Origin of the sequence: Halococcus sediminicola, assembly GCF_000755245.1 — an archaeon.
GTDB lineage: Archaea > Halobacteriota > Halobacteria > Halobacteriales > Halococcaceae > Halococcus > Halococcus sediminicola.
In genome coordinates this window covers 91,379-111,542 of record NZ_BBMP01000004.1, presented here as the reverse complement: position 1 = coordinate 111,542, position 20,164 = coordinate 91,379, and the positions used below count along the sequence as shown (strand labels likewise).

General features: G+C 63.2%; 21 protein-coding genes. 4 read left to right on the top strand and 17 right to left on the bottom strand.

Annotation, left to right across the window (positions count from 1 at the left end; all coding sequences use genetic code 11):
* Positions 1-7: 7 nt before the first annotated feature.
* From ACP97_RS18780 to ACP97_RS01705, 3 genes are all read right to left on the bottom strand, one after another.
* Positions 8-1,029, bottom strand: a protein-coding gene (locus tag ACP97_RS18780; RefSeq protein ID WP_154019889.1) for an IS630 family transposase whose coding sequence is annotated in 2 segments (ribosomal slippage) — positions 8-516 and positions 516-1,029 — 1,023 coding nt in all. Because the reading frame shifts where the segments join, the coding sequence is not laid out codon by codon here.
* 121 nt (positions 1,030-1,150) lie between these two features.
* On the bottom strand, positions 1,151-2,017 hold the full coding sequence (locus tag ACP97_RS01710) for a universal stress protein (RefSeq protein WP_049996154.1): 867 nt from the start codon (positions 2,015-2,017) through the stop codon (positions 1,151-1,153).
* 223 nt (positions 2,018-2,240) lie between these two features.
* Positions 2,241-2,684, bottom strand: coding sequence for a pyridoxamine 5'-phosphate oxidase family protein (locus ACP97_RS01705; RefSeq protein ID WP_049996115.1), 444 nt, complete (start codon positions 2,682-2,684; stop codon positions 2,241-2,243).
* Between the two features lie 158 nt (positions 2,685-2,842).
* Here ACP97_RS01705 and ACP97_RS01700 point away from each other — a divergent pair, with 158 nt between their 5' ends.
* Positions 2,843-3,736, top strand: a complete 894-nt coding sequence (locus tag ACP97_RS01700; RefSeq protein WP_049996153.1) for a universal stress protein — start codon at positions 2,843-2,845, stop codon at positions 3,734-3,736.
* Positions 3,737-3,999: 263 nt separating this feature from the next.
* Complete coding sequence (locus ACP97_RS20250) at positions 4,000-4,155, top strand: DUF7563 family protein (protein WP_202593531.1); 156 nt, start codon at positions 4,000-4,002, stop codon at positions 4,153-4,155.
* Between the two features lie 558 nt (positions 4,156-4,713).
* On the opposite strand, the gene ACP97_RS01695 is transcribed toward ACP97_RS20250, so the two are convergent.
* The 14 genes from ACP97_RS01695 to ACP97_RS01635 all read right to left on the bottom strand — a co-directional run bounded on the left by ACP97_RS01695 (position 4,714) and on the right by ACP97_RS01635 (position 18,195).
* Positions 4,714-5,346: a hypothetical protein gene (locus tag ACP97_RS01695; RefSeq protein ID WP_049996114.1), complete on the bottom strand. Its 633-nt coding sequence runs from the start codon at positions 5,344-5,346 to the stop codon at positions 4,714-4,716.
* Positions 5,339-5,539, bottom strand: a complete 201-nt coding sequence (locus ACP97_RS01690; protein WP_049996113.1) for a hypothetical protein — start codon at positions 5,537-5,539, stop codon at positions 5,339-5,341. The genes ACP97_RS01695 and ACP97_RS01690 overlap by 8 nt, the downstream gene beginning before the upstream one ends.
* On the bottom strand, positions 5,536-5,889 hold the full coding sequence (locus tag ACP97_RS01685) for a hypothetical protein (RefSeq protein WP_049996112.1): 354 nt from the start codon (positions 5,887-5,889) through the stop codon (positions 5,536-5,538). Before ACP97_RS01685 ends, ACP97_RS01690 begins: the two co-directional genes overlap by 4 nt.
* The gene (locus ACP97_RS19575; RefSeq protein WP_154019888.1) at positions 5,886-6,050 is read right to left on the bottom strand and encodes a hypothetical protein; all 165 of its coding nucleotides are present in this window, start codon (positions 6,048-6,050) and stop codon (positions 5,886-5,888) included. Before ACP97_RS19575 ends, ACP97_RS01685 begins: the two co-directional genes overlap by 4 nt.
* The gene (locus ACP97_RS01680; RefSeq protein WP_049996111.1) at positions 6,047-6,235 is read right to left on the bottom strand and encodes a hypothetical protein; all 189 of its coding nucleotides are present in this window, start codon (positions 6,233-6,235) and stop codon (positions 6,047-6,049) included. Before ACP97_RS01680 ends, ACP97_RS19575 begins: the two co-directional genes overlap by 4 nt.
* Positions 6,236-6,561: 326 nt before the next feature.
* Complete coding sequence (locus tag ACP97_RS01675) at positions 6,562-7,098, bottom strand: hypothetical protein (protein ID WP_049996110.1); 537 nt, start codon at positions 7,096-7,098, stop codon at positions 6,562-6,564.
* A gap of 574 nt (positions 7,099-7,672) precedes the next feature.
* Positions 7,673-8,797, bottom strand: coding sequence for an XdhC family protein (locus ACP97_RS01670; RefSeq protein ID WP_049996109.1), 1,125 nt, complete (start codon positions 8,795-8,797; stop codon positions 7,673-7,675).
* The gene (locus ACP97_RS01665; protein WP_049996108.1) at positions 8,794-10,071 is read right to left on the bottom strand and encodes a VWA domain-containing protein; all 1,278 of its coding nucleotides are present in this window, start codon (positions 10,069-10,071) and stop codon (positions 8,794-8,796) included. Before ACP97_RS01665 ends, ACP97_RS01670 begins: the two co-directional genes overlap by 4 nt.
* On the bottom strand, positions 10,071-10,976 hold the full coding sequence (locus ACP97_RS01660; protein WP_049996107.1) for an AAA family ATPase: 906 nt from the start codon (positions 10,974-10,976) through the stop codon (positions 10,071-10,073). The genes ACP97_RS01665 and ACP97_RS01660 overlap by 1 nt, the downstream gene beginning before the upstream one ends.
* 254 nt (positions 10,977-11,230) lie before the next feature.
* A complete protein-coding gene (locus ACP97_RS01655; protein ID WP_049996106.1) occupies positions 11,231-12,109 on the bottom strand; it encodes an FAD binding domain-containing protein in 879 nt (292 codons plus the stop codon).
* On the bottom strand, positions 12,109-14,571 hold the full coding sequence (locus ACP97_RS01650; RefSeq protein ID WP_049996105.1) for a xanthine dehydrogenase family protein molybdopterin-binding subunit: 2,463 nt from the start codon (positions 14,569-14,571) through the stop codon (positions 12,109-12,111). Before ACP97_RS01650 ends, ACP97_RS01655 begins: the two co-directional genes overlap by 1 nt.
* A gap of 2 nt (positions 14,572-14,573) precedes the next feature.
* The gene (locus tag ACP97_RS01645; protein WP_049996104.1) at positions 14,574-15,086 is read right to left on the bottom strand and encodes a (2Fe-2S)-binding protein; all 513 of its coding nucleotides are present in this window, start codon (positions 15,084-15,086) and stop codon (positions 14,574-14,576) included.
* Positions 15,087-15,089: 3 nt separating this feature from the next.
* Positions 15,090-15,725, bottom strand: a complete 636-nt coding sequence (locus ACP97_RS01640; RefSeq protein WP_049996103.1) for a CoxG family protein — start codon at positions 15,723-15,725, stop codon at positions 15,090-15,092.
* A 157-nt stretch (positions 15,726-15,882) separates the two neighbouring features.
* Positions 15,883-18,195 carry an aminotransferase class III-fold pyridoxal phosphate-dependent enzyme gene (locus ACP97_RS01635; protein WP_049996102.1) on the bottom strand — a complete coding sequence of 771 codons (2,313 nt, stop codon included), beginning with the start codon at positions 18,193-18,195 and terminating at the stop codon, positions 15,883-15,885.
* A 175-nt stretch (positions 18,196-18,370) separates the two neighbouring features.
* On the opposite strand from ACP97_RS01635, the gene ACP97_RS01630 reads away from it, so the two are divergent.
* Together ACP97_RS01630 and ACP97_RS01625 are read left to right on the top strand one after the other, a co-directional pair.
* Positions 18,371-18,826 carry a ferritin-like domain-containing protein gene (locus tag ACP97_RS01630; RefSeq protein ID WP_049996101.1) on the top strand — a complete coding sequence of 152 codons (456 nt, stop codon included), beginning with the start codon at positions 18,371-18,373 and terminating at the stop codon, positions 18,824-18,826.
* 66 nt (positions 18,827-18,892) lie between these two features.
* Complete coding sequence (locus ACP97_RS01625; protein WP_049996100.1) at positions 18,893-20,161, top strand: digeranylgeranylglycerophospholipid reductase; 1,269 nt, start codon at positions 18,893-18,895, stop codon at positions 20,159-20,161.
* The last annotated feature ends 3 nt before the right edge of the window (positions 20,162-20,164 follow it).

The following is a 20,164-nucleotide window of genomic DNA, read 5'->3' as shown; positions in this document are numbered from 1 at the left end:
GATATACTCACAGACACAAATACGAGGATAAACTCGGCGGTTCGATCGAATCAAGCGCGGTGAGAGCAGCGTCGCGAAGTTCGTCGAGTTCCTCGAAGAGCTGGTTACCGAGACGTTGGCTGAGTTGATGCCAGCATTCCTCGGCGGGGTTCAGCTCCGGTGAACCCCGCGGCAGGTAACACAGTTCGAGAGGCGTGTCTTCGACAAATTCGTTGACATTGTTCGCCGTAAAATACGGTGCGTTATCCAGCACTATGCAGAGTTTTTCGCCGAATTCAGTTTGGGGTGCATCAAGTAGTCGAACCGAGAGATTGCTCGTGAAATTATCCTCACACGGAAGGTAGAACGTCTCTCCGTCATCAGTGATTCCGCCCAGCAATTTCAGACTCCCCCATGCGCCCGACATCGGCAGTGTCGGGCGCTCTCCCTCAGGAAACCACGCGTAGACGAGGTTCGCCAGATCTTGTCGAGTCTGATCGATTGCTACGACCGTGTATTCGTCGTCCAGATCGGTGAGCTTTTTTTGAAGCCTTCACGGAACGCTTCTTGAGCACGTTCGTCGGCATCGACGTACTGCGGCCGGGCTGTCTGTCGTGACAGCCCGGCCTCGGTCATCAGCCGTCGGACGAGGCGATCACAGTATTGCACGTCGAATTTCTGGTTGAGATACTGCTGGGCGAGCGGGACCGTCCACGCACGCGCGTTGAGACCAACTTCTTCAGGCGGTTCGTGGAGGTCATCCACGAACCGCCGATGTTCTGATTCGGTGAGTTTTGGTGGTTGACCGGATCGAGGTTCGTCGTAGACGACGTCCTCGAATGGCTCGTCGGTGAGCCGTTCGAGACGGTTGAACCATTTCGAAGCCCAAGTACTGGAAAACCCATAGAGTGCAGCGGCTTCTTCCTGGGTCAAATCGCCGATTTCTTTGAACGTGATTGCCGCCATCAGACGCTGTACGGCATCAGCATCATCGACCTCTGCCAGGACTTGGCGGAGGTCTTCAGCAGAGACGGTTTCGAGAGCCGCCATACCGCCACCAATAGCTAGAGGTACATGAACTTTTAGCCGTCAGTATACCTCACCATGTCCGATTTAAACATCTGCCAGTCCACAAAACGGGCCCTTTCGATGTGCCTCACTATCTGTGACGTTATCGGACCGTGAGTACCGGAACGTCACTTGTTCTGACGGTGCGCGTGGTCACGCTGCCGACGAGGTAGCGTTCGAGTCCTGTTCGACCATGCGTGCCCATCGCCACGAGGTCGACTTCTTTGTTTTCGACGTACATTTTGATAGCCCGATAAGGTGTGCTTTGCTTGACCTCGGTAGTAACGTCGATATCGCGGCTTTCGGCTGCTTTGGCAACCTCAGCGACCGCTCGCTCGCAATCGTCCTTCCACGCCTCAATGATGGGGGCGACGTTGTAGGAATCAGCGAGTGAACTCACATCCACGACCGATAGTGCGTGGACAGTGGCGTCGCATCGTTCGGCGATGGTCAATCCATGATCGATAGCAGCACTCGCGGCATCACTACCATCGGTCGGAATCAACACGTCCTCGTACGACGAGCGCTCGTTCGGGACGGCCCGCGTAGTGAGTACGGGTATATCACTTGTTCTGACGACTCGCTCGGTGACGCTCCCAATGAGAACACGCTGAAGCCCCGTTCGACCGTGCGTTCCCATCACCACCATGTCGATATCATGTTCGTCAGCGTACTCAAATATCGCCTTGTGAGGAATGCCGTGCTCGATCGACGATTCGAACGGAACGGCGGTTTCTGTGGCAAGGTCTTCGAGCGGGCGAAGGTTGTTCGTCGCTCCCTCAACCAGTGCATCACGTTGGTCATCCACCAGCGAATCAACCCCAGCGAGGTCACCGCTATATGAGCGCCTATCGACGACGCTCAGAAAGCGCACCTCACTATCAAAGGCGCTCGCGAGTCTCAGCCCGTGTCGTGCGGCCGCCTCCGCTCCTCCACTACCGTCAGTCGGAACGAGGATAGTGTCGTACATCATGCTTCCTCACATCCTTCGACTCCGGGCGGAAAATGATATCTACCTCCGAATCGGTGGAGCAACTAGGCGCGCTTTTAGCAAGCGTCACCGGCCACATTCTCAGGCTGATGAGTCGCCCGGCACTCGTCGTGAAAACAGTGACTGATAGTTAGCGACGCTCGCCAACCGCCTACTTTTCTCAGATATTCCTCGAATCTGGTTCGCTACTGTGGACGGCGTTTCAGAGCTCTGTTCGCGTTTCCGTTCGCGTGGTCAGCTCGTCGGGAACGAGCCGATAGAACTCGAAGGCCACTTCCCGCGGGGGTGTGCCGAAGATATCGATGAGGGGAATGTGGACTCGCTCAAGCCCCTGCAGGCTCTCGGTAGCGACCGATTCTTCAGAAGTTCGCTCCAGCTGTCCGGTCGCCACGACGCTTTTCCACCCGTTGTCGTTGCCGTAGGTCACGAACGAGACAGACCGGTCGGCGAGGTCGCCCTTCTCGCTGTCTGGCTGGGCGGCGAGCCGGAAGTAAAAAACCGACTCAGCCGCGTCGTAGCCGTACGAAACGGGAGTCGAATACGGTGCCGTCTCACCCGCTGCGAGGGAGATGACGCCCGTGCCACCGGTGCCGAGAAACCCATCCCGTTCGTCTTCATCCATCGTCCCGGAGTTACCCTCACCCATAGCGTGTACTATGCAATCAATCGACAAAACTCTACCCCAGTGGCGAATCGGAGCGACCCAACCACCACGGGAACGGGAAGCATGAATCCATAGGCCCGTTCCCCGCACCCCGGAACTGTCGACTGGATTTATGTGCCAGCGAATCGACTCGACGGATGATGTACGAAACCATCCTCGTCCCGACTGACGGCAGCGAGCACGCGATTCGGGCCGCCGAACACGCCCACTATTTCGCACGGATATTCGACGCGACGGCTCATCTCGTCAGCGCCGCCGACATCCAGACAGCGGGTGGTATGTTCAACGCTGGCGGCGTTGATCAGCAGTTCATCGAGCGTATCGAAGCCGAAAACGAAGAAGCAATCGCGGCGACCGAAGCCGCCTTCGAGGGCGACGCGGTAGAGACAGCGGTACTCAGAGGAAGACCCGCCGACGCGATAGTTGAATATGCTGATGAGCATGACGTCGATTTCATCTCGATGGGCACCCACGGCCGGACCGGAGTGAGCCGGTACGTTGCGGGCAGCGTGACCGAGCGCGTCGTGCGCCAGGCTTCGTGTCCGGTACTGACGGCCAAGGCAGTCGAGTGCAGCGAACTCACCGGCGACTACGGAGACGTGCTGATTCCGACCGACGGTAGCGATGCGGCGAGCATCGCCATCGGCCACGGTATCGAGATCGCCAAACGGGCCGGCGCTCGCATTCATGCAGTCAATATCGTCGATGTCGGCGCGATAACGCTCACGCCGGGCTCTTCCGCGCCGACGGAACTGGTTGAGCGGTTCGAAGCCGAAGGCGAGCGCGCGACCGAAGAGATAGTCGACCGCGCCACGGACGCGGGTCTCGATGTGACGACGAGCGTCCAGGAGGGGGTGCCGGCGAGCGACCTGCTCGACTACGCTAACGAACACGAGGTCGACCTCGTGACGATGGGCACGACCGGCCGGACGGGTCTCAATCGCTACCTCCTCGGAAGCACGGCCGAACGAGTTATCAGACACGCTGAAATGCCGGTATTAGCCGTCAACGCGCGGAGAGACGTGGAACGATAACAACCGATGCACTGGGCGAACACAGCATAGTCGCGCTCGGGTACCCCCAACCAATCAGGCGGTCGACACGGTGAATCACCCGATCAGGACATCTTTGCCGCCCAATGTGCAAGATACGCCCCCTGTATCTCGCACGGCGATTTCAATAAATCGGATATCTGTGATGTGAAAACCCTCGAGGATCAGTGCTAATCTCTAGAGCAATCAGCTCGATATCTACGTCCACCGATAGAACAAAGTGCTGAGCATCAAGTGATAGCAGTATGTCAGAGTGTCTGAATTGCGGCGCGTTCGTCACCGAGCGATACGTTCGCGTGTTCGCTCCGACCGGCATGGAGACCGTGCGAGTCTGTCCTGAATGTCCCGATATGCTTCGTGAGGGTGGTGACGTACGCGAGGCGAAATCCCCGCGACAGTAGTCGTTTACCTTGTTTCAGATCGAGTAGACATCAGAGATGCAGCTTTCGCGAAATCGGGAGCTCGTGGGCATTCATCTCGAACTGCCGATCGAGGTCTGTTCGGACTGCTGTGCTGGCGGGCAAACACCGATTTCGGGGTATTCTGGTTCATGAGTATTTTCGACGGATCGCCGGCCAGTAGCCGGTGATCCATCTGTGACATCAGCAAGCCCGTTGTGTGTCTCGATGAACCCGCGCCATCGCTCCAGCGCTGGCAGGGCGGCGAACACCTCGTCGATCTCTACCAAGCCGGCAAACAGCTCGTAGTTGAGCCGGAGTCAGGCAGAGAGCAACTCGATCCAACGGACTCTACCTTTATTCCGATGGTTCGTATCATGGTCTTGTATTGTGAAATCGTTCACCACATCATTCCGAGTGTGTGAACTCTAGTTCGAGGAGCACATAGCGGCACACAGGCGGTTTACACACCGCTACTGTACCTTTGCTTGCACGACACGGTCCAAGCTACGTTTCAGTCAATCCAATGGAGGTGGAACACCTCTTTGGAAGAAAGTCATCTCAGCGTCCCTCCTCGTCGGTTCGTGTGGTGAACTTGTTCACAGTGTCCGGGTCCTGTGAATTCCCACGGAGCTTGCCACAATCGACCTTGAGCGCCTTCTTCTTCTGAGTGGTGCCGCTCCCGGTCGTGACGCTCATTGCATCGCGGACGCCGGCCCACTCGTACTGGTCGCTGTTGCCGATGGTATCGACGAGGTCGTAGGCGTAGCGGCGACTCACGCCAGTACAGCCGCGGATCTCGCTCGCCTCGACGAGGACCTTTGACTGGCTTCCGTCGACCTTTTGTTGAGCGAAGGCAGCAATCGCGGCGACCTTCTCATCCTTGCCGGTCTTCTCGCTCCCGACATCGCGAATGGCTTCGAGCTGTTTGCCGTGATTCGTGACGGCGCTCTGGAGGTCGTCGATGTCACCACGGGTCTGTTCACCGGCGCCGGGCAATCCCTCGAGCGGGTGGTGCTCGCCGCCGATCTCGGCGTCGGTAAGCACAACGAGCGTCCGTTTGATGAACGCCAATTCGTTACGCATGGCTGACGTGCTCTCATCGAGACTCTCGATTTCGTCTTCGAGATCGCGGATGTGTGCTTCGAGCTCGTCATGCGTCCACTCGCCGAGCGCGACTGGCGACTCACTCATCGGCAGAAGCCTCCACGTACGGGTCGGCGTTCTCGACATCATCGCTGCTGTCGCCAAGATGGTCACCGGCGTCGGCCTGCCGGCCTGCTTCGGCGGCCTCGCCGATGAACTTGACGCAGTCCTCGCGGCCGAGTTCTTCGAGGAGCCGACGGCGTTCAACGTCGCCGCACTTGATGGGACCAGTGCGCGTCATGTCGCCCGCACCTCCTCGATTGCTGGCTCGTAAATCTCACCGTGGCGCTTGAGACGGTTGTAGGCCTGCTTAACCACGCTTTCGGAGAGGCCTAGCACACCCGCAATGCGGAAGACGTCTTCGACAGGGACGCCCGACACTCGCCGGTCTTCATCGAGGCGATTGTCGAGGAACACAATCGTTCGTTTGACGTCAACGACCGCCTCTTGTCCGGCCGCCTGTTCGTCATCTGCGAATCCATAGACGTCAGCTTCGAGGTCGCGCACGCGTGCTGCAAGACTCTCGACTGTAGGTTCATCATCGCGCTCGTCGCCGTCGCTGTTGCTAGCTGTGATCTCGTCGAAGCTCATGGCGTTCCTCCCGTGACTGCAACCCGCACGATTCGCTCGCTATCAGCGAGGTCCTGTTCGCAATCGTCGCAACGGTAGATCTCCGTCGAGAGCGCCCCGCAAGAATACGGCTTTCGGAGGTCGTCGACGTTGGCCAAATCGTTCTCCTCCCGATCCGTCACGCTCGCTCACCCCCTTCGAATTCACCAAAGCCGCACTGTGGCGTCTCGACCTCGCTGACGAACTGGTCTTCGAATAGCGTCGTCAGTGGGGTGGTCAGCCCGCGCTTCTTCCCGGCAAGGTCCGAATAGCGTTTGACGATGACCTTTACCTGCGGGCCGTCGCCGACGGTGCGCCGGGGATTCACGCCGACTTACCCCAGCTGTCCGCGACTACGCTGCTACACTGGTTCTGGAGCAGGCCGCCATTGGCGTGGATAGGAATTCCGGACGGCCCATAGTCAGGACACATACCGCGGGGATGGGGCGTCGAAGCAGCCATCACCTCACTCCCAAATCCTTGCAGCACTTGCTCTGGCAAGTACCTGCAAGCCTTGCAGAACGCTCTTACAGAACGTCCAAAAACTCCAGGAAGAGGCGAGATATGGACTGTTATGTTAGCATAGGCGTTCTTATACCATAGTATAGGCCACTATTTCCGGTATATTTTCGCAGGCTCAGCATATATAGACCCCTAGAATCGAAGTGACGTCTCATTTGGATAGATAAGAATTAGAGTACGGAATAGTGTTGTCCCGGTAATGGCCACGATTTGCTCGAACGAGAGTGTCGTCGGCACTCCTTCGAGTATGTACTTACGGACGGACGGCTGGCCAGAGAGCCGCTCGGTGAAGAGGTATCGAAGCGTGTACGGCGTGAAGTTGTTCAGCTCGGATTCCTCGTCGGTGAATCCCAGCGTCGCAGCCCGTGGTTCGACTGAATTATGGATGGCAAGCGGCGACAGCCGTTCGCCCCACGAGTACGTACTGACGAACAGCGGTCGAGACCGCCGCTGTGTATCTGGACGGACAGCCAACCAGCGCTTGAAAATCCGACACATCAGCTCGTCGAGTGGGATGAGAGTGGTTTTGGCACGCTCACTCCGTGGTGAGTAGGGTTCGTCCCCTTCGACGCGGATTCGAAGCGCTGGGTGGTCGTTGTTCACCCAGTCGAACTCCCTGACCTCGTGTGCTTCGGAAACGTCGCCATCGTCGAGAAAGACATTCGCCATGCACAGATCACAGAGTTCGCCGACGCCGATACCGGTCTTCGCAAACAGTCCAAGGATCGCCCGTTTCAGCGGATGCTGGGTCCTCCGAACCAGCCTGCTGACCTCCTCGACTGTCGGCAGTCAGCGTTCGTTCTCCGTTTCCCTGTTCGGGTCATACACGTTCTCTTCGTGAGCACCCGCATGGTACGACCGACAGACCGCCACCAGGTTCGTCGGCTTGTTCTCGTCCCGCCCTGTTCGAGCGGCACGACGTGGTGTACTTCGAGATATGTCTGTGCCCCCCCAGTTGACACACTGGTGGCCGTCGTGGGAGAGGACCTCCTTTCGCAATCGATTCCACTCGGCGGAATCCAGACGCTGGCCCGGAGCCGTCTCCTTGTCCATCTGACTAGTACCGAGTGCGCTGGATACCATTTATCGCTACCGGTCACCCGTCAGCAGCACTACCGCAGTCCTTTCCAAGTGTCCGCACGACCGTTTCCTAGCTACTTGATGGATTTTCCCGAAATTCGAGCGTGATAGTTGTTCCAAGCCCAACCAGTAAACTACATGCTGCTATATCATGCCCACTACGCTATTCGGCCCCGCCGATGGCCTGGCGCTCGTGAATCGGGCCGGTGTGCTCGGCGAGGTGTCGCGGCGTTCGATCGCTTTCGACCGCGAGCACCTCGGCGACGATGCTGTAGGCGATGCGATAGGGAGAATCACCGCCGAGGTCGAGACCGATGGGCGTGTAGATACGGTTGATGTCCTCTTCGGCGAGTTCCACGCCCTCCGCGGCGAACTCCTCGCATATCTCCTCGAAGCGTTCGTGTGGCCCCATCAGACCGATGTACGGCACGGGGGTTGCGAGCAACTCTTCGAGCGCGAGGCGGTCGTCAATGAAGTTGTGCGTCATCACCACCACGTGGGTGTCGTCGTCGAAGTCGACCGCTTCGCGCAGTTTCGGTGGCGAAGTGGTGCGAACCGCGTCGGCCGCGGGAAAATCACCGGCAGACAGCGCACCGCGGAAGGCGACGACCGTGCTCCGGAGACCGACCCGCGCTGCGAGTTCGATTACTGGACCGACGTCGGGTCCCGAACCGACCACGACGAGTTTCGAGGGCGCTTCGATGCCGTCGACGAACACCTCGACGGTGCCCTCGTCCGTTTCCACTTCGACCGTTTCGCTCCGCCCCGCTTCGAGGAGCGCCGTCGTCGGTTCGGCCAGTCTCTCAGTCATCCACTCGGGCAGATCACCCACAAACCCGTCTTCGGAGTCGTACACCCCGCGCTCGCCGAGCGGGCGGTCGCCGCCGGTGACCGTGACGACCGCACAGTCGATACCGTTCGTCACGTGCTCGACGGCCGGTCGATAGCTCGCCTCGAGCGGTTCGAGCAACACGGTGATGATCCCGTTACAGCCCATGCCGAGACCCCAGACGTCGTCGTCACCCATCAGGTCGTAGGTCTCGATGCGGGGCCGGCCCGCGTCGAGGACCTCACTCGCCAGTTCCCGCACCTCGTCTTCGAGGCAACCAGCGGTGAGGCTGCCCGCGCCGCCGTCCTCGTCGATGAGCATCTTCGCGCCGGGGCGGCGGTACGCACTGCCCTCGACGTCGATGACGGTCGCAAGCACCGCCTCGCGCTCCCTCTCGATCGCGTTGCCGATCGCTGCCAGTACGTCCGTTTCGACCATTCCCCAGTTCGTGTCGGTCATGTCGTTTGTGTTTGGTGAGTCGTTCGTCGCTCGGTTCGCCACGCGTCGTGTTCGTAGCCGATGGAGCCGTGGGGACCCTCTCGTCGGAGCTGCCGGGCGAGGTCGACGAGGTCGGCTGGCCCGGCGAACGCGAACAATCCGTCGAGATACGGAAGCGCGGCGGCCATCCCGCGAGCCGTCGGCTCGTACTCCGGCGAAGCCGCGAGCGGGTTCAGCCAGAGCACCGCGCTCGCCGTCCGTGAAAGCCCCGACAGCGCCGTTTCGAGGGCCGATACATCGCCCATCTCCAGTCCGTCGCTGACGACGATCAGCACCGACCGGCGGTCGACCGAGTATGGAAAATCGGTGCGGAGGCGGTCGAGCGATCTTCCAAGATGCGTGCCGCCGCCCCATTCGGTCTCGGCGCGTTCGAGAGCGGCGAGCGCCGCGCCCGAACTCGGTGCGTCGAAGGAGTCGGTGACCTCCCGGAGGTCCTCGTCGAAGAAGAATGTCCGTGTATCGCGCCACTCCGCGTGCGCACGCTGGAGAAAACGAAGCAAGAAGGGCCGCTCGACGACGTCGAGTACCGACCGGCTCACGTCGACGACCACGCGCGCCCGCACCGCCGTCCGCGCCCGCTCGCGTCGCGGGAGATCGACGACCGCACCACCAGTGCCAAGGCTCGCCCGGAGCGCACGCCTGACGTCGGGGCGCTCCTCGCCGCCGGTCCAGCGCCGGCCCGCAAGTTCGGCGAGCGCGCGCGTCAACTCGTCGAACGCATCGTCGAACCCCTCCGTGTCGGGAACGGCGAACGACGAAATCGCCTCTCGTTGGCCCGTCGGGCTGTATCGTGCCGCCGTCACCTCCTCGCCGGCCTCTCCGGCCCCGCGACCGACCACCGCGCCCAACCCGCTCCGTTCGCCCTCCTCCCCATCGCGCTCGTCGTTCTCACCGTCGGAGTCGGCGTGCTCGCCGGGGGCTGGGTCGGCCCCGAGCGGCGCGAGACCGCCATCCGGCGGGTTTTCGGGTCGCTCGGCGGGACCGCTCGGATCGAGTCCGGCGGTGAGCCGTCGCCAGAACTCCGCGAACAGTTCGTCGAACGTCCCTTCGTCCTCTCCTTTGGTGATGAGCGACGCCCGGAGGGCGACCCGCACGCGTTCGCGGTCGGCTAGTCCGACGGCGGCGAGCGCACTGGCGGCCGTCGTGCCGGCGTTGGCGGGGACGGCGACGCCCGCCCGGCGGAGTGCGCGCACGAATCGCACGAGTTCCTCGCGGGCGTGCTCGGCGGGGTCCATCAATCGGCCTCCGTGCGGGCGCGCTCGGCGGCCTCGCGCAGCGATACTAGTAGTTCTTGGTCGACGCGCTCGATGTCCTCGACTTCCTTCAAGAGACAGCCGAGCGTGCGTTCGACCGTCTCGTCGTCGAGAGCGCTATCCCCGCCATCGCGCAGCGCGGCGACCGCCCGCGCCCAGTCGATGGTCTCGGCCGCGCCGGGCGGTTTGAGCAGCGGCTCCTCGCGCAGTCGTCCGGTCATCGCACAGAGTTCGGCGGCCACAGTCCTACCGAGTTCGGGCACCTTGCGCTCGACGATGGCGCGCTCTTTCTCGAAGGTCGGCGGCGCGACGTGCAAGAACAGACACCGGCGCTTGAGCGCGTCCGACAGCCCTCGGGTTCGATTCGAGGTGATGATCACGACCGGCGGGGTCCGTGCGCGTACGGTCCCTAACTCGGGAACGCTCACCTGAAAGTCAGAGAGAACCTCCAGAAGGAGTGCCTCGAACTCCTCGTCGGCACGGTCCACCTCATCGATGAGCAACACTCGTCGACCCTCGCCGCGGAGCGCGCTCAGCAGCGGACGTTCGAGCAGATGTTCCTCGTCGAAGACTGACTCGCCACCCTCCGCGCTCTGCATGCTCAGCAGCTGTTTCGTGTAGTTCCACTCGTAGAGCGCGCTCTCGGCGGTCAGTCCCTCGTAACACTGGAGCCGAAGGAGTTCGGCGTCGAACCCCCCCGCGAGGACTTTGGCGAGCTCGGTCTTGCCCGCGCCCGGTTCGCCCTCGACGAGCAGCGGCTTGCCGAGTCGCAGCGCCAGTTCGACGGTTGTAACGATGTCGTCGTCGGCGACGTAGTTCTCCGACTCGAAGGCCGCCCGGACGTCGGCCGTGGTCACGTCACTGAACCCGGTGGCGGCGTCGCTCATTCACCCTCCACAGCCCGCCGGCGACCGGTCGACGACGCCGGCCGTCGAGCGCCCCCCGGCGGTGTTGGGATCGGTCCACAGCGCACGATACGGAACGTTGGTTGTGGCACGCCCGCACGTAACGCACCGATGCGTAAAACCCGTTCGTCAGTCCACCGTCACGAACCACCGGACGGATGCTCACCGACTCGGGGAACATCCGCGCTCGCCAGATCGCTCGACGACGGCCGAAACCGTCGAAAAGGATAGCGGGCTCAGTCGGCCGCGGCCGACGACGAGCCGGCGTCCATCGCGTCCGTCAGCGCCCGCTCGGTGTAGACTTCGAGCAGTTGGGCGCGGAACTCGTTCGAGGCCTGCAGGTCGGACATCATCATGTCCACGTCGAGGTCGTCGCCGGCGTGGCTCGCGGCCGTCCCGATGTCGTCGCCGTCGGCGAGCGCGTCCTCGACGGGCGAAAGGCGCACGCCGTGGTCCATTACGCCGTTCGCGCCGACGCGCGCCGACGTGACGCCGTCGCCGTCGGTTTCGAGCAGGGCGGCGACGCCGACCATCGCGTAGCCCGACGAGGGACTCGGCTTCTTCGCATAGGCCCCGCGCGCGCCGGCGGCCGAGGGTATCTCGACGCGCGTGAGCAGTTCGTCGGGACCGACGTCGGTCGTGTACATCCCGAAGAAGAAGTCGTCAGCCGGAATTTCGCGCTCGCCGTCGGGACCCTCGACGACGAGCGTCGCATCCGAGGCGAGCGCCGCGCCCGGCAGGTCCGCCGCCGGGTCGGCGTGGGCGAGGTTCCCACCGATAGTACCGCGATTTCTGACCTGGACGTCGCCGACCTGCGCGACGGCCGCCGCGAGCGCCGGGGCGTGTTCGCTCACGTCCTCGGAGTCGACGAGGTCACTGTAGCGCGTCATCGCGCCGATCGAGAGCGTGTCGCCATCGACCGTGATGCCCTGCATCTCGTCGACACCGCTGATGTCGATGAGGACATCCGGACTCGATAATCCCGTTTTCATCGCCGGTAGGAGACTGTGGCCGCCAGCGAGCAGTTCTGCCTCCGTATCGGAGTGCTCGTCGAGCAGCGAGAGTGCCTCCTGGACGCTATCGGCCTTGTAGTAGTCGAACTCGTCGGGATACATCAGTTCTCACCTCCCTCGTCGCTTCCGGACGGCTCGTCTTCGGCGCGCTCGCCGCCGTCCGCAACCGCCTCGCTGCCTCCGTCCTCGGCGCTCGGGGCGTCGTTCACCGCGCGCCAGACTCGCTCGTTCGTGAGCGGCATGTCGATGTGGTCGATGCCGAACGGTTGGAGTGCGTCCGTGACGGCGTTCACCACGGCCTGCGGAGCCGCGATGGTGCCTGCCTCGCCGACACCCTTGACGCCGAGCGGGTTGTGCGGCGAGGGCGTCACGGTCGAATCGGTCTCCATCCGTGGAATGTGCTCGGCCTTCGGCACCACGTAGTCCTGCATCGACCCCGTGACGAGCGTCCCATTACTATCGTACTCGGCCCCCTCGTAGAGTGCCTGTCCGATACCCTGTGCGACGCCGCCGTGGACCTGTCCCTCGACGATCTTCGGGTTGATCTGTGGGCCGACGTCGTCCACAGCAACGTAGTTCTCGAACTCGATCTCGCCCGTTTCGGGGTCGACCTCCACGACCGCGATGTGGGTCCCGAACGGGAAGACGAAGTTGTCAGGGTCGTAGAAGGAGGTCTCTTCGAGCCCCGGTTCGATGCCCTCCGGCATGTCGTGGGCGAGATACGACTGGGCGGCCACGTCCTGGATGTGCATCGAGCGCTCGGGCGCTCCTGCAACCGAAAATTCTCCATTGCTGAACTCGATGTCCTCCTCGCTGGCCTCCAGTTGGTGGGCGGCGATCTTCTTCGCTTTCTCGACGACTTTTTGTGAACTTGTCGCCAGCGCGCTTCCGCCGACGGCCGCCGAGCGCGAGCCATACGTGCCCATCCCCTGTGGGATTTCATCGGTGTCACCCTCGACGATCTCGATGTCGTCGTAGGGGATCCCCAGTTCGTCCGAAACGATCTGGGCATACGTCGTCTCGTGACCCTGGCCGTGCCCAGAGGTGCCACAGAACGCCGTGACTTTTCCTGTGGGGTGGACTCGCACGAGACCGGACTCCCAGAGGCCGGCCTGTGCGCCGAGTTGACCCGCGAGTTCGGATGGTGCGAGCCCACAGGCCTCGATGTAGCTCGATAGTCCGATGCCCAAGTATCGACCCTCCTCGCGCAGTTCCGCTTGTCGCTCTCGGAGATCGTCGTAGCCCACGGCTTCGAGGGCTTTGTCGAGCGCCGGTTCGTAGTTGCCGCTGTCGTATTCGACGGCGACGGGCGTCTGGTGGGGGAAGTCGTCTTCGGGGACGAAGTTCTGCCGCCTGAATTCGGCGGGATCCATCCCCATCTCGCGCGCGCCGAGGGTAATGATGCGCTCGACGAGATACAGTGCCTCCGGCCTTCCTGCACCCCGATACGCATCGACGGGTGCGCCGTTGGTGAACGCGCCGACCACGTTACAGTGGATGGCCGGGATGTCGTACTGGCCCGACAGGAGGGTGCCGTAGAGGTATGTGGGGACTGCAGGCGCGAACGTCGAGAGATACGCGCCCATCCCCGCGTAGGTCTTGACGCGCATCCCAGTGATCGTTCCTTCCTCGTCCATCGCCAGTTCGGCGTGTGAGACGTGGTCGCGGCCGTGGGCGTCGGTGAGGTAGGTTTCGGTGCGCGTGGCGGTCCACTTGACGGGCCGTCCGGTTTCCATCGCACACCAGCACGCGAGCGCCTCGTCCGGGTAGTGGTGGATCTTCGAACCGAACCCGCCGCCGACGTCGGGCGCGACGATGTGGAGTTTGTGCTCGGGCACGTCCAGCACCCCGGACATCAACTGGCGGTGGAGATGCGGGTTCTGGGAGGTCAGGTGCACCTCCAGTTCCTCGGTACCGGGTTTGTACTCGGCGACGGTCGCGCGCGGCTCCATCGCGTTCGGGATCAGTCGCTGATTCGTGAGGTCGACCTCGGCGGTGTGGGCCGCGTTCGCGAAGGCGTCGTCCGTCTCGTCGGCGTCGCCGATCTCCCAGTCGAAGGCTGTGTTATCCTCCAAATCGTCGTGGACCACCGGCGCGCCGTCTTCGACGGCTTCCTTGGGATCCGTGACCGCATCGAGGCGTTCGTACTCGACCTCGATGGCGTCGCGCGCGTCGCCCGCGATGGAGCGCTCCTCGGCGACCACGACCGCGATGCCGTCGCCCTGATAGCGCGCCACGTCGCCCGCCAGCAGCGGGTGGACCGGCGTTCGGAGGCTGTCGAGCAGCCAGCCGACGGGTATCTCGCCGGGGACGTCGAGGTCGTCGGCGGTGTAGACACCGATGACCCCGTCCATTTCTTCGGCCGCGCTGGTGTCTATCCCGTCGATCCTCGCGTGGCCGTACTGGCTTCTGAGGACGGCCATGTGGGCCATGTTCGGCCGCTGGATGTCGTCTGTGTATTCGGCCTCGCCCGTGATGAGCGCGGGGTCCTCGCGGCGCTCGACCGCCGAGCCGAGTACCGATTCGACGTCGAGTTCGTCCGATGTGATGGTCTCGATTCCCATGTTCAGTCACTCCCTGCGGGTTCGCCGCTTCCGTCCGCCGCAACCTCGGCCATCTCGTCGGCGGCGAACTCGACGGCGTTGACGATGTTCTGATAGCCCGTACACCGACAGAGGTTGCCCTCGATCGCTTCCCGAATCTCTTCCTCGTCGGGGTCGGGGTTGCGCTCCAGCAGGTCGTTCGCCGCGAGCATCATCCCGGGCGTGCAGTAGCCACACTGGAGACCGTGCTCCTTCTGAAACCCTTCCTGAATCGGGGCGTAGCTGCCGTCGTCGGCGAGTCCTTCGACGGTGCCGACCTCGCTGCCATCGGCCTGTACCGCCAGTAGCGTACAGGATTTCACCGCGTCGCCGTCCAAATGCACCGTACAGGCCCCACAGGTCGAACTTTCACAGCCGATATTCGTCCCTGTATAGCCCAACTCGTCGCGCAGAGCGTGGACGAGCAGCGTCCGTGAATCGACGGTGAGTTCGTGTTCCGTGCCGTTGACCGCAATCTCGATGTCGTGTTCTGTCATGTGTTAGTTTCCTTCCGATCGGCCGAGAATGCGGTCGACGATGCCGCGGTCGTCGTCGGTCGATTCGGCCGCTTCGACTTCGCCGCCTTCGGCGATTTCGCGCTCGCGTAGTTCGTCCTGGACCGACGAGAAGAACCGCTTGACGACCTGGTTGGCCGCCGGGTTGATGACGCGCTGGCCCATCCCCGCGATGCGCCCGAACACGTCGGCCTCGGTCTGCCACTCGACTTCGACGCCGTCGTCGACGTCGGTCAGATCCATCCACGAGGTCATCTCGAAGGAACTGTCGCCGGCCGACCCCTCCCCCGAGGCCTCCATGTACGGCTGGTCGCGCTCGTCGATGGTCACCACCGTCTCGAAGGTCGGATTCACCGGACCGATGCTGATGCCGACGATGCCGGCGTAATGATTCCCTTCCTCGAAGGCGCGCTCGGCGATGACTTCCGGGTCCGAGGTCGGTTCGACGTCCCTCTCGCTATACTCCTCGCGGAGGGCGTCGAAGTCCGGGTTCGTGTCCTCGACCTCGACGAGGAACTCACAACCCGGCAGCGCGTGTGCGATCATCACCGGGTCCGAGAGCGCGAGCCACACTTCCTCGGTCGTCGTGTCGTCGAGTTCGAACGTCCCACTGAATTCCATGTGTGAGTGTCTCCTCCGGGAGTGACCCACTCCCACGTTATACTCCCGCCATGTGACCAAAAAGATTGGCATGGAATCGGGGGGTCGCGACGGCGTTAATCGATCGCGATAGAGCCGTCGAAGAGCCAAACCACACCCATTCCACCGAGTCGTGAACCTACTCCAACCCAGCGAGCACGTCATCGAGCGCCGCCACGAGGTGGTCCGCGTGATCGCTCTCGAACACCAGCGGCGGCCGAATCTTCAGTACGTTCCCCGCTTTCCCGGTCGCGCCGATGAGAACGCGGCGCTGCCGGAGACGGTCGACCACTTCCGTCGCCTCGTCCGTCGCCGGCGTCCACGTCTCCCGGTCCTGTACGAGTTCGACACCGACCATGAGTCCGCTCCGGCGTATCTCCCCGATGGAGTCGTACTGTGCAGCCAGTTGTGTCAGGCTCTCCTGTAGATAGTCGCCGACCGCGGCGGTGTGCGCCAGTAGCTCCTCGTCTTCGATGACGTCGAGTACGGCGAGCGCCGCCACCGACGACACCGGGTTCCCGCCGAAGGTGCTGAACAGTCCGGTTCGCTCCCTGAGCGTCGCGGCGATCTCCGAGCGCGTCGCCACGGCCGCGACGGGATGGCCGTTGCCCATCGGCTTGCCCATCGTGACGACGTCGGGGACGACGTCCGCCGCCTGAAACCCCCACATATGTGAACCGGTTCGCCCGAACCCGGCCTGCACCTCGTCGGCGACGACGAGTCCGCCCGCCTCGTGGACCTGTTCGACCATCCGGCGGAGTTTCGCGGGTTCCGGCGGGAGGATGCCGGCGCTGGCGAACAGCGGGTCGAATAGGAACGCGGCGATTTCCGACCCTCGTTCCCCGAGCGCGTCGAGCGCATCGGCCATCGTCGCCGCGGAATCGGCGGCATCGATTCCGTGATACTCGGAGCCGACCGGTGGCGAGACGGTCTCGACGTGGGATGGCCGGTAGCCGTCCGGCCAGTTCTCCGGCGACAGCGCCGCCGTCGTGTCGGTGATGCCGTGGTAGGCGTGGTCGGTCACGATACCGCCCTCTCGACCCGTCCGGGTGGTCGCCAGCCGCCACGCGACCTCGTTGGCCTCGCTGCCCGAATTGACCAGTATGACTCTGTCCAACTCGTCGGGCAGTGTCGCCAGCAGCCGCTCGGCGAGCGCGACCGTCGACTCGTGCAGGTATCGGGTGTTGGTGGTCAGTTTGCGGGCTTGCGTCTCGATGGCGGCAGTGACCTCGGGGTTCGCGTGTCCGACGACCTGCACGTTGTTGTACGCGTCGAGGTAGCACCGTCCGGACCCGTCGAACAGCCAAGCGCCGTCGCCGGCGACGAAGTGGACGGGGTCACGGTACGAGAGCCGCGCCGAACCGAGCACCCGCCGGCGGCGCGAGAGCAGTTCGGACGTCTCGGTTTGAGTATATGGAACGGCGCTTCCCTGCGCGGCGGTTCGCAGGAGCCGTCTCAGTGCGTCGAGATCGGTCCCCTCGAGCGCCAGCAACGTCTCCCACAGCTCGTCGGCGTCGTCGGCGTTGTGTGCGTACTTCTCGCGTTTCCACGCGTGCATGATCCCTCTCGCGGCGAGTCGTGCCGCCACGAGGTCCGGCAGCAGGCGAATCTCCGCGTCCTCCAGCGGCGTGACACCCACGTAGCCTCTGACAACCGACTGGGCCGCCGCAAGCGGGTCGTCGTGGCGGTTCAGCACGTTGGCGAGTACGACGGCGAGGTCACAGACGAGCGCCGTGTGGGTGAGGTCGCCGAAGTCCGTGATACCACTCACCCTGTCGTGCTCGTCCAATAGCACGTTGTCCGGCCCGAGATCGTTGTGAATCACCTGCGCGCGGAGGTTGCCGAAGGCGGGTTCGACGCGCTCGTCGAATCGGTCGAGGACGTCCTCGGCAAGGTCATGTCGCCGGTCGTCGGTGACGTGGTCGAGCAACGAACGGAGTGCCGACGCGTGGCGGAGGTCCCAGATGATGTCGTACCCCGCTTCGGGATGGAAGAAGCCGCGCAGCGCCCGCCCCATCCGCGCCACGCTCTCGCCGTATGCGTACAGCGCATCGTCGTCGAGATTCTCGAACGACGCGCTCCGACCGGGGACGAACGTGAACAGCTGTACGAGATGGGTCTCGCCGTCCACGGTCACCGACGTCCACGGGGCCCTGTCGACCGTCGGAATGACGTCCATCACCGGCAGGTCGGAATCCGTGTCGTGGATGTGTCGTATCGCCTGCGTGCGGAAATCGATTGTTCCTTCGTCGTCCGCCCGGTTGTACACCTTGAGAACGTATCTGTCCCCCTCGTCCGTGTCGATGCGGAAGTTCCGGTCTCGCTCCCCGCCCAGTTCCGTGGCGGTTCCGCGTTTCCCGAACCGCTCTGCGGCGATGTTCGATGCCTGCGGCGCATCGAGTGCCGGCGGGTCGGTGGTGAGCGGTTCGGAACCAGGGATGTCGTCGCTCATGTCGCTGCCACCGTTCGACTGCGGTTCATACTCCGGGGCGCTCGGCGTGCGTGGTTAAAGGTTTGGAGGAGCGAAGGAGGGCGGGAAACGGTCTTCGCAGGCAGCGAGCGCCCCGAGTCGATGACCCCGGACGGGGGCCAGTAGCACTAAGAGTCTGTACCGACTATATGGATTCATGGCAGACGACCAAGTGATAGAACTGCTCCGCAGCGCCTACAACGACGAGATGGAGACGGTGATGAACTATCTCACGAACGCCGCGGTGCTCGACGGCGTCAGCGCCGCCGAGGTCAAGGACAGCCTCCGCGCCGACGCCAAACAGGAAGAGCTACTCCACGCCGAGCGCCTCAGCAAACGCCTGAAGGAACTTGACGCGAAGCCGCTCGGGTCGTTCGAGTTCGAACCCGCACAGGAGGCGCTCCAGCCGCCCGAAGACACCGCCGACGTTCTGAGCGTCATCGACGGCGTCATCGAGTACGAACAGGCGGCCATCGACACCTACCGTTCGCTCATGAAAGCCGCTCAAGAGGCCGACGACCCCGTGACCGAGGACCTCGCCATCGATATCCTGAGCGACGAGGAGTCACATCGTAGCGAGTTCCGCAGTTTCCGCAAGGGCTACCGCGAGTAGTGACACCTACCCACACCCGAGGCCCAGCCAGCAAGACTAAATAGCACACCGAACCGAACCGTTTTCATGCCCGACCGGTACGACGTCGTCATCGCCGGCGCTGGTCCCGCCGGCGCACAGTGTGCTAGAGACCTCGCCGAGCGCGGCTACGAGGTGCTCGTCCTCGAAACCGAGCCCGAAGGAACGTTCCCGGCCCAGAGCAACAAGTCCACCGGGGGAACGTTCCCCTCGATGATGGGATCGTTCGGCATCCCCGACGACGTGGTGATGAACTACACCGACAGTGTCGTCTTAGAGTCGCCGAGCGAGAACTTCAACCTCACCCAACCCGGTGCGGTCCTCGAATTCGCCGACTTCAAGCGCTATCTCGTTCGCGATGGCCGCGAGCGCGGCGCGACCTACTGCTTCGATGCCCGCGTCTCCCAGCCCATCATGGAAGACGGCGCGGTCGCCGGCGTGCGCTACGGCGGCGGGAAGGAGGTGTACGCCGACATCGTCGTGGACGCGACCGGCCCGTCCGCCCCGATCGCCAAAGCGCTCGGGATGAGCGAGTTGCAGCGGAGCAAACAGGCCATCGGCATCGAGTGGGAGTTCGATGGGGTGGACCTCGATTGTCCCGACTACGCCGACCTCACCGACGCGATGATGCTCCGACTCGACCACGACCTCGCGCCCGGCGGCTACGCGTGGATATTCCACACCGGCGCGGACACGGCGAAGGTCGGTCTCTGCTTCATCCAGAACGAAAAGTACAGCCCGGAGGCCGAACGGGTCCGTATCGACGACGCGCTCACGCGCTGGCTCGACGACGACCCCCGGTTCGCGAACGCCGAGCGCATCGACGACAGCCAGCACCGTGGCTCGGCACACATCCAGCCGCCGGGCCAGTTGAGTACGGACGGATTCATGGCGATCGGCGACACCGTCCCCTCGATCGACCCGCTGTGGGGACAGGGCATCGACAAGTGCATGAAATCCGGGCGGGCGGCGGCCGTCACCGCCGACCGCTGTTTCACCGGTCGGATGGACACCTCGGCCGACGAGATGACGATCTACGACACGCTCTGGCATCGCGACGTGGCCCCGAAGGTCGCGGTGCGCCTGCTGATGACCCACCTGCTCTACTACGCCCCGACCGAGCGCTACGACCGCCTCATCCGCGACCTCCACCGACTCAGCAACGACACGCTCACGGCGGCCAACGGCGGCAACCCGCTCGCGCTGGCGAAACTGTTCCACGTCGGCGACGTCTCCCTGCTCAAGGAGTTCGCGGCCGATCACCGCGACCTCATCGGCCAGTTGCTCCCCGTTCCCCGCTCGCTGCTGCCCGAGTGACGG

Bases quoted from the DNA above. Each gene is read 5' to 3' on its own strand.
- ACP97_RS01685 (WP_049996112.1), bottom strand. From the start codon at position 5,889: ATGAGCTTCGACGAGATCACAGCTAGCAACAGCGACGGCGACGAGCGC.
- ACP97_RS01710 (WP_049996154.1), bottom strand. From the start codon at position 2,017: ATGTACGACACTATCCTCGTTCCGACTGACGGTAGTGGAGGAGCGGAG.
- ACP97_RS20250 (WP_202593531.1), top strand. From the start codon at position 4,000: ATGTCAGAGTGTCTGAATTGCGGCGCGTTCGTCACCGAGCGATACGTT.
- ACP97_RS01665 (WP_049996108.1), bottom strand. From the start codon at position 10,071: ATGGACCCCGCCGAGCACGCCCGCGAGGAACTCGTGCGATTCGTGCGC.
- ACP97_RS01635 (WP_049996102.1), bottom strand. From the start codon at position 18,195: ATGAGCGACGACATCCCTGGTTCCGAACCGCTCACCACCGACCCGCCG.
- ACP97_RS01655 (WP_049996106.1), bottom strand. From the start codon at position 12,109: ATGTATCCCGACGAGTTCGACTACTACAAGGCCGATAGCGTCCAGGAG.
- ACP97_RS01705 (WP_049996115.1), bottom strand. From the start codon at position 2,684: ATGGGTGAGGGTAACTCCGGGACGATGGATGAAGACGAACGGGATGGG.
- ACP97_RS01625 (WP_049996100.1), top strand. From the start codon at position 18,893: ATGCCCGACCGGTACGACGTCGTCATCGCCGGCGCTGGTCCCGCCGGC.
- ACP97_RS01675 (WP_049996110.1), bottom strand. From the start codon at position 7,098: ATGGCGAATGTCTTTCTCGACGATGGCGACGTTTCCGAAGCACACGAG.
- ACP97_RS01670 (WP_049996109.1), bottom strand. From the start codon at position 8,797: ATGACCGACACGAACTGGGGAATGGTCGAAACGGACGTACTGGCAGCG.
- ACP97_RS01700 (WP_049996153.1), top strand. From the start codon at position 2,843: ATGTACGAAACCATCCTCGTCCCGACTGACGGCAGCGAGCACGCGATT.
- ACP97_RS01630 (WP_049996101.1), top strand. From the start codon at position 18,371: ATGGCAGACGACCAAGTGATAGAACTGCTCCGCAGCGCCTACAACGAC.
- ACP97_RS01640 (WP_049996103.1), bottom strand. From the start codon at position 15,725: ATGGAATTCAGTGGGACGTTCGAACTCGACGACACGACGACCGAGGAA.
- ACP97_RS01660 (WP_049996107.1), bottom strand. From the start codon at position 10,976: ATGAGCGACGCCGCCACCGGGTTCAGTGACGTGACCACGGCCGACGTC.
- ACP97_RS01690 (WP_049996113.1), bottom strand. From the start codon at position 5,539: ATGACGCGCACTGGTCCCATCAAGTGCGGCGACGTTGAACGCCGTCGG.
- ACP97_RS01645 (WP_049996104.1), bottom strand. From the start codon at position 15,086: ATGACAGAACACGACATCGAGATTGCGGTCAACGGCACGGAACACGAA.
- ACP97_RS01650 (WP_049996105.1), bottom strand. From the start codon at position 14,571: ATGGGAATCGAGACCATCACATCGGACGAACTCGACGTCGAATCGGTA.
- ACP97_RS01695 (WP_049996114.1), bottom strand. From the start codon at position 5,346: ATGAGTGAGTCGCCAGTCGCGCTCGGCGAGTGGACGCATGACGAGCTC.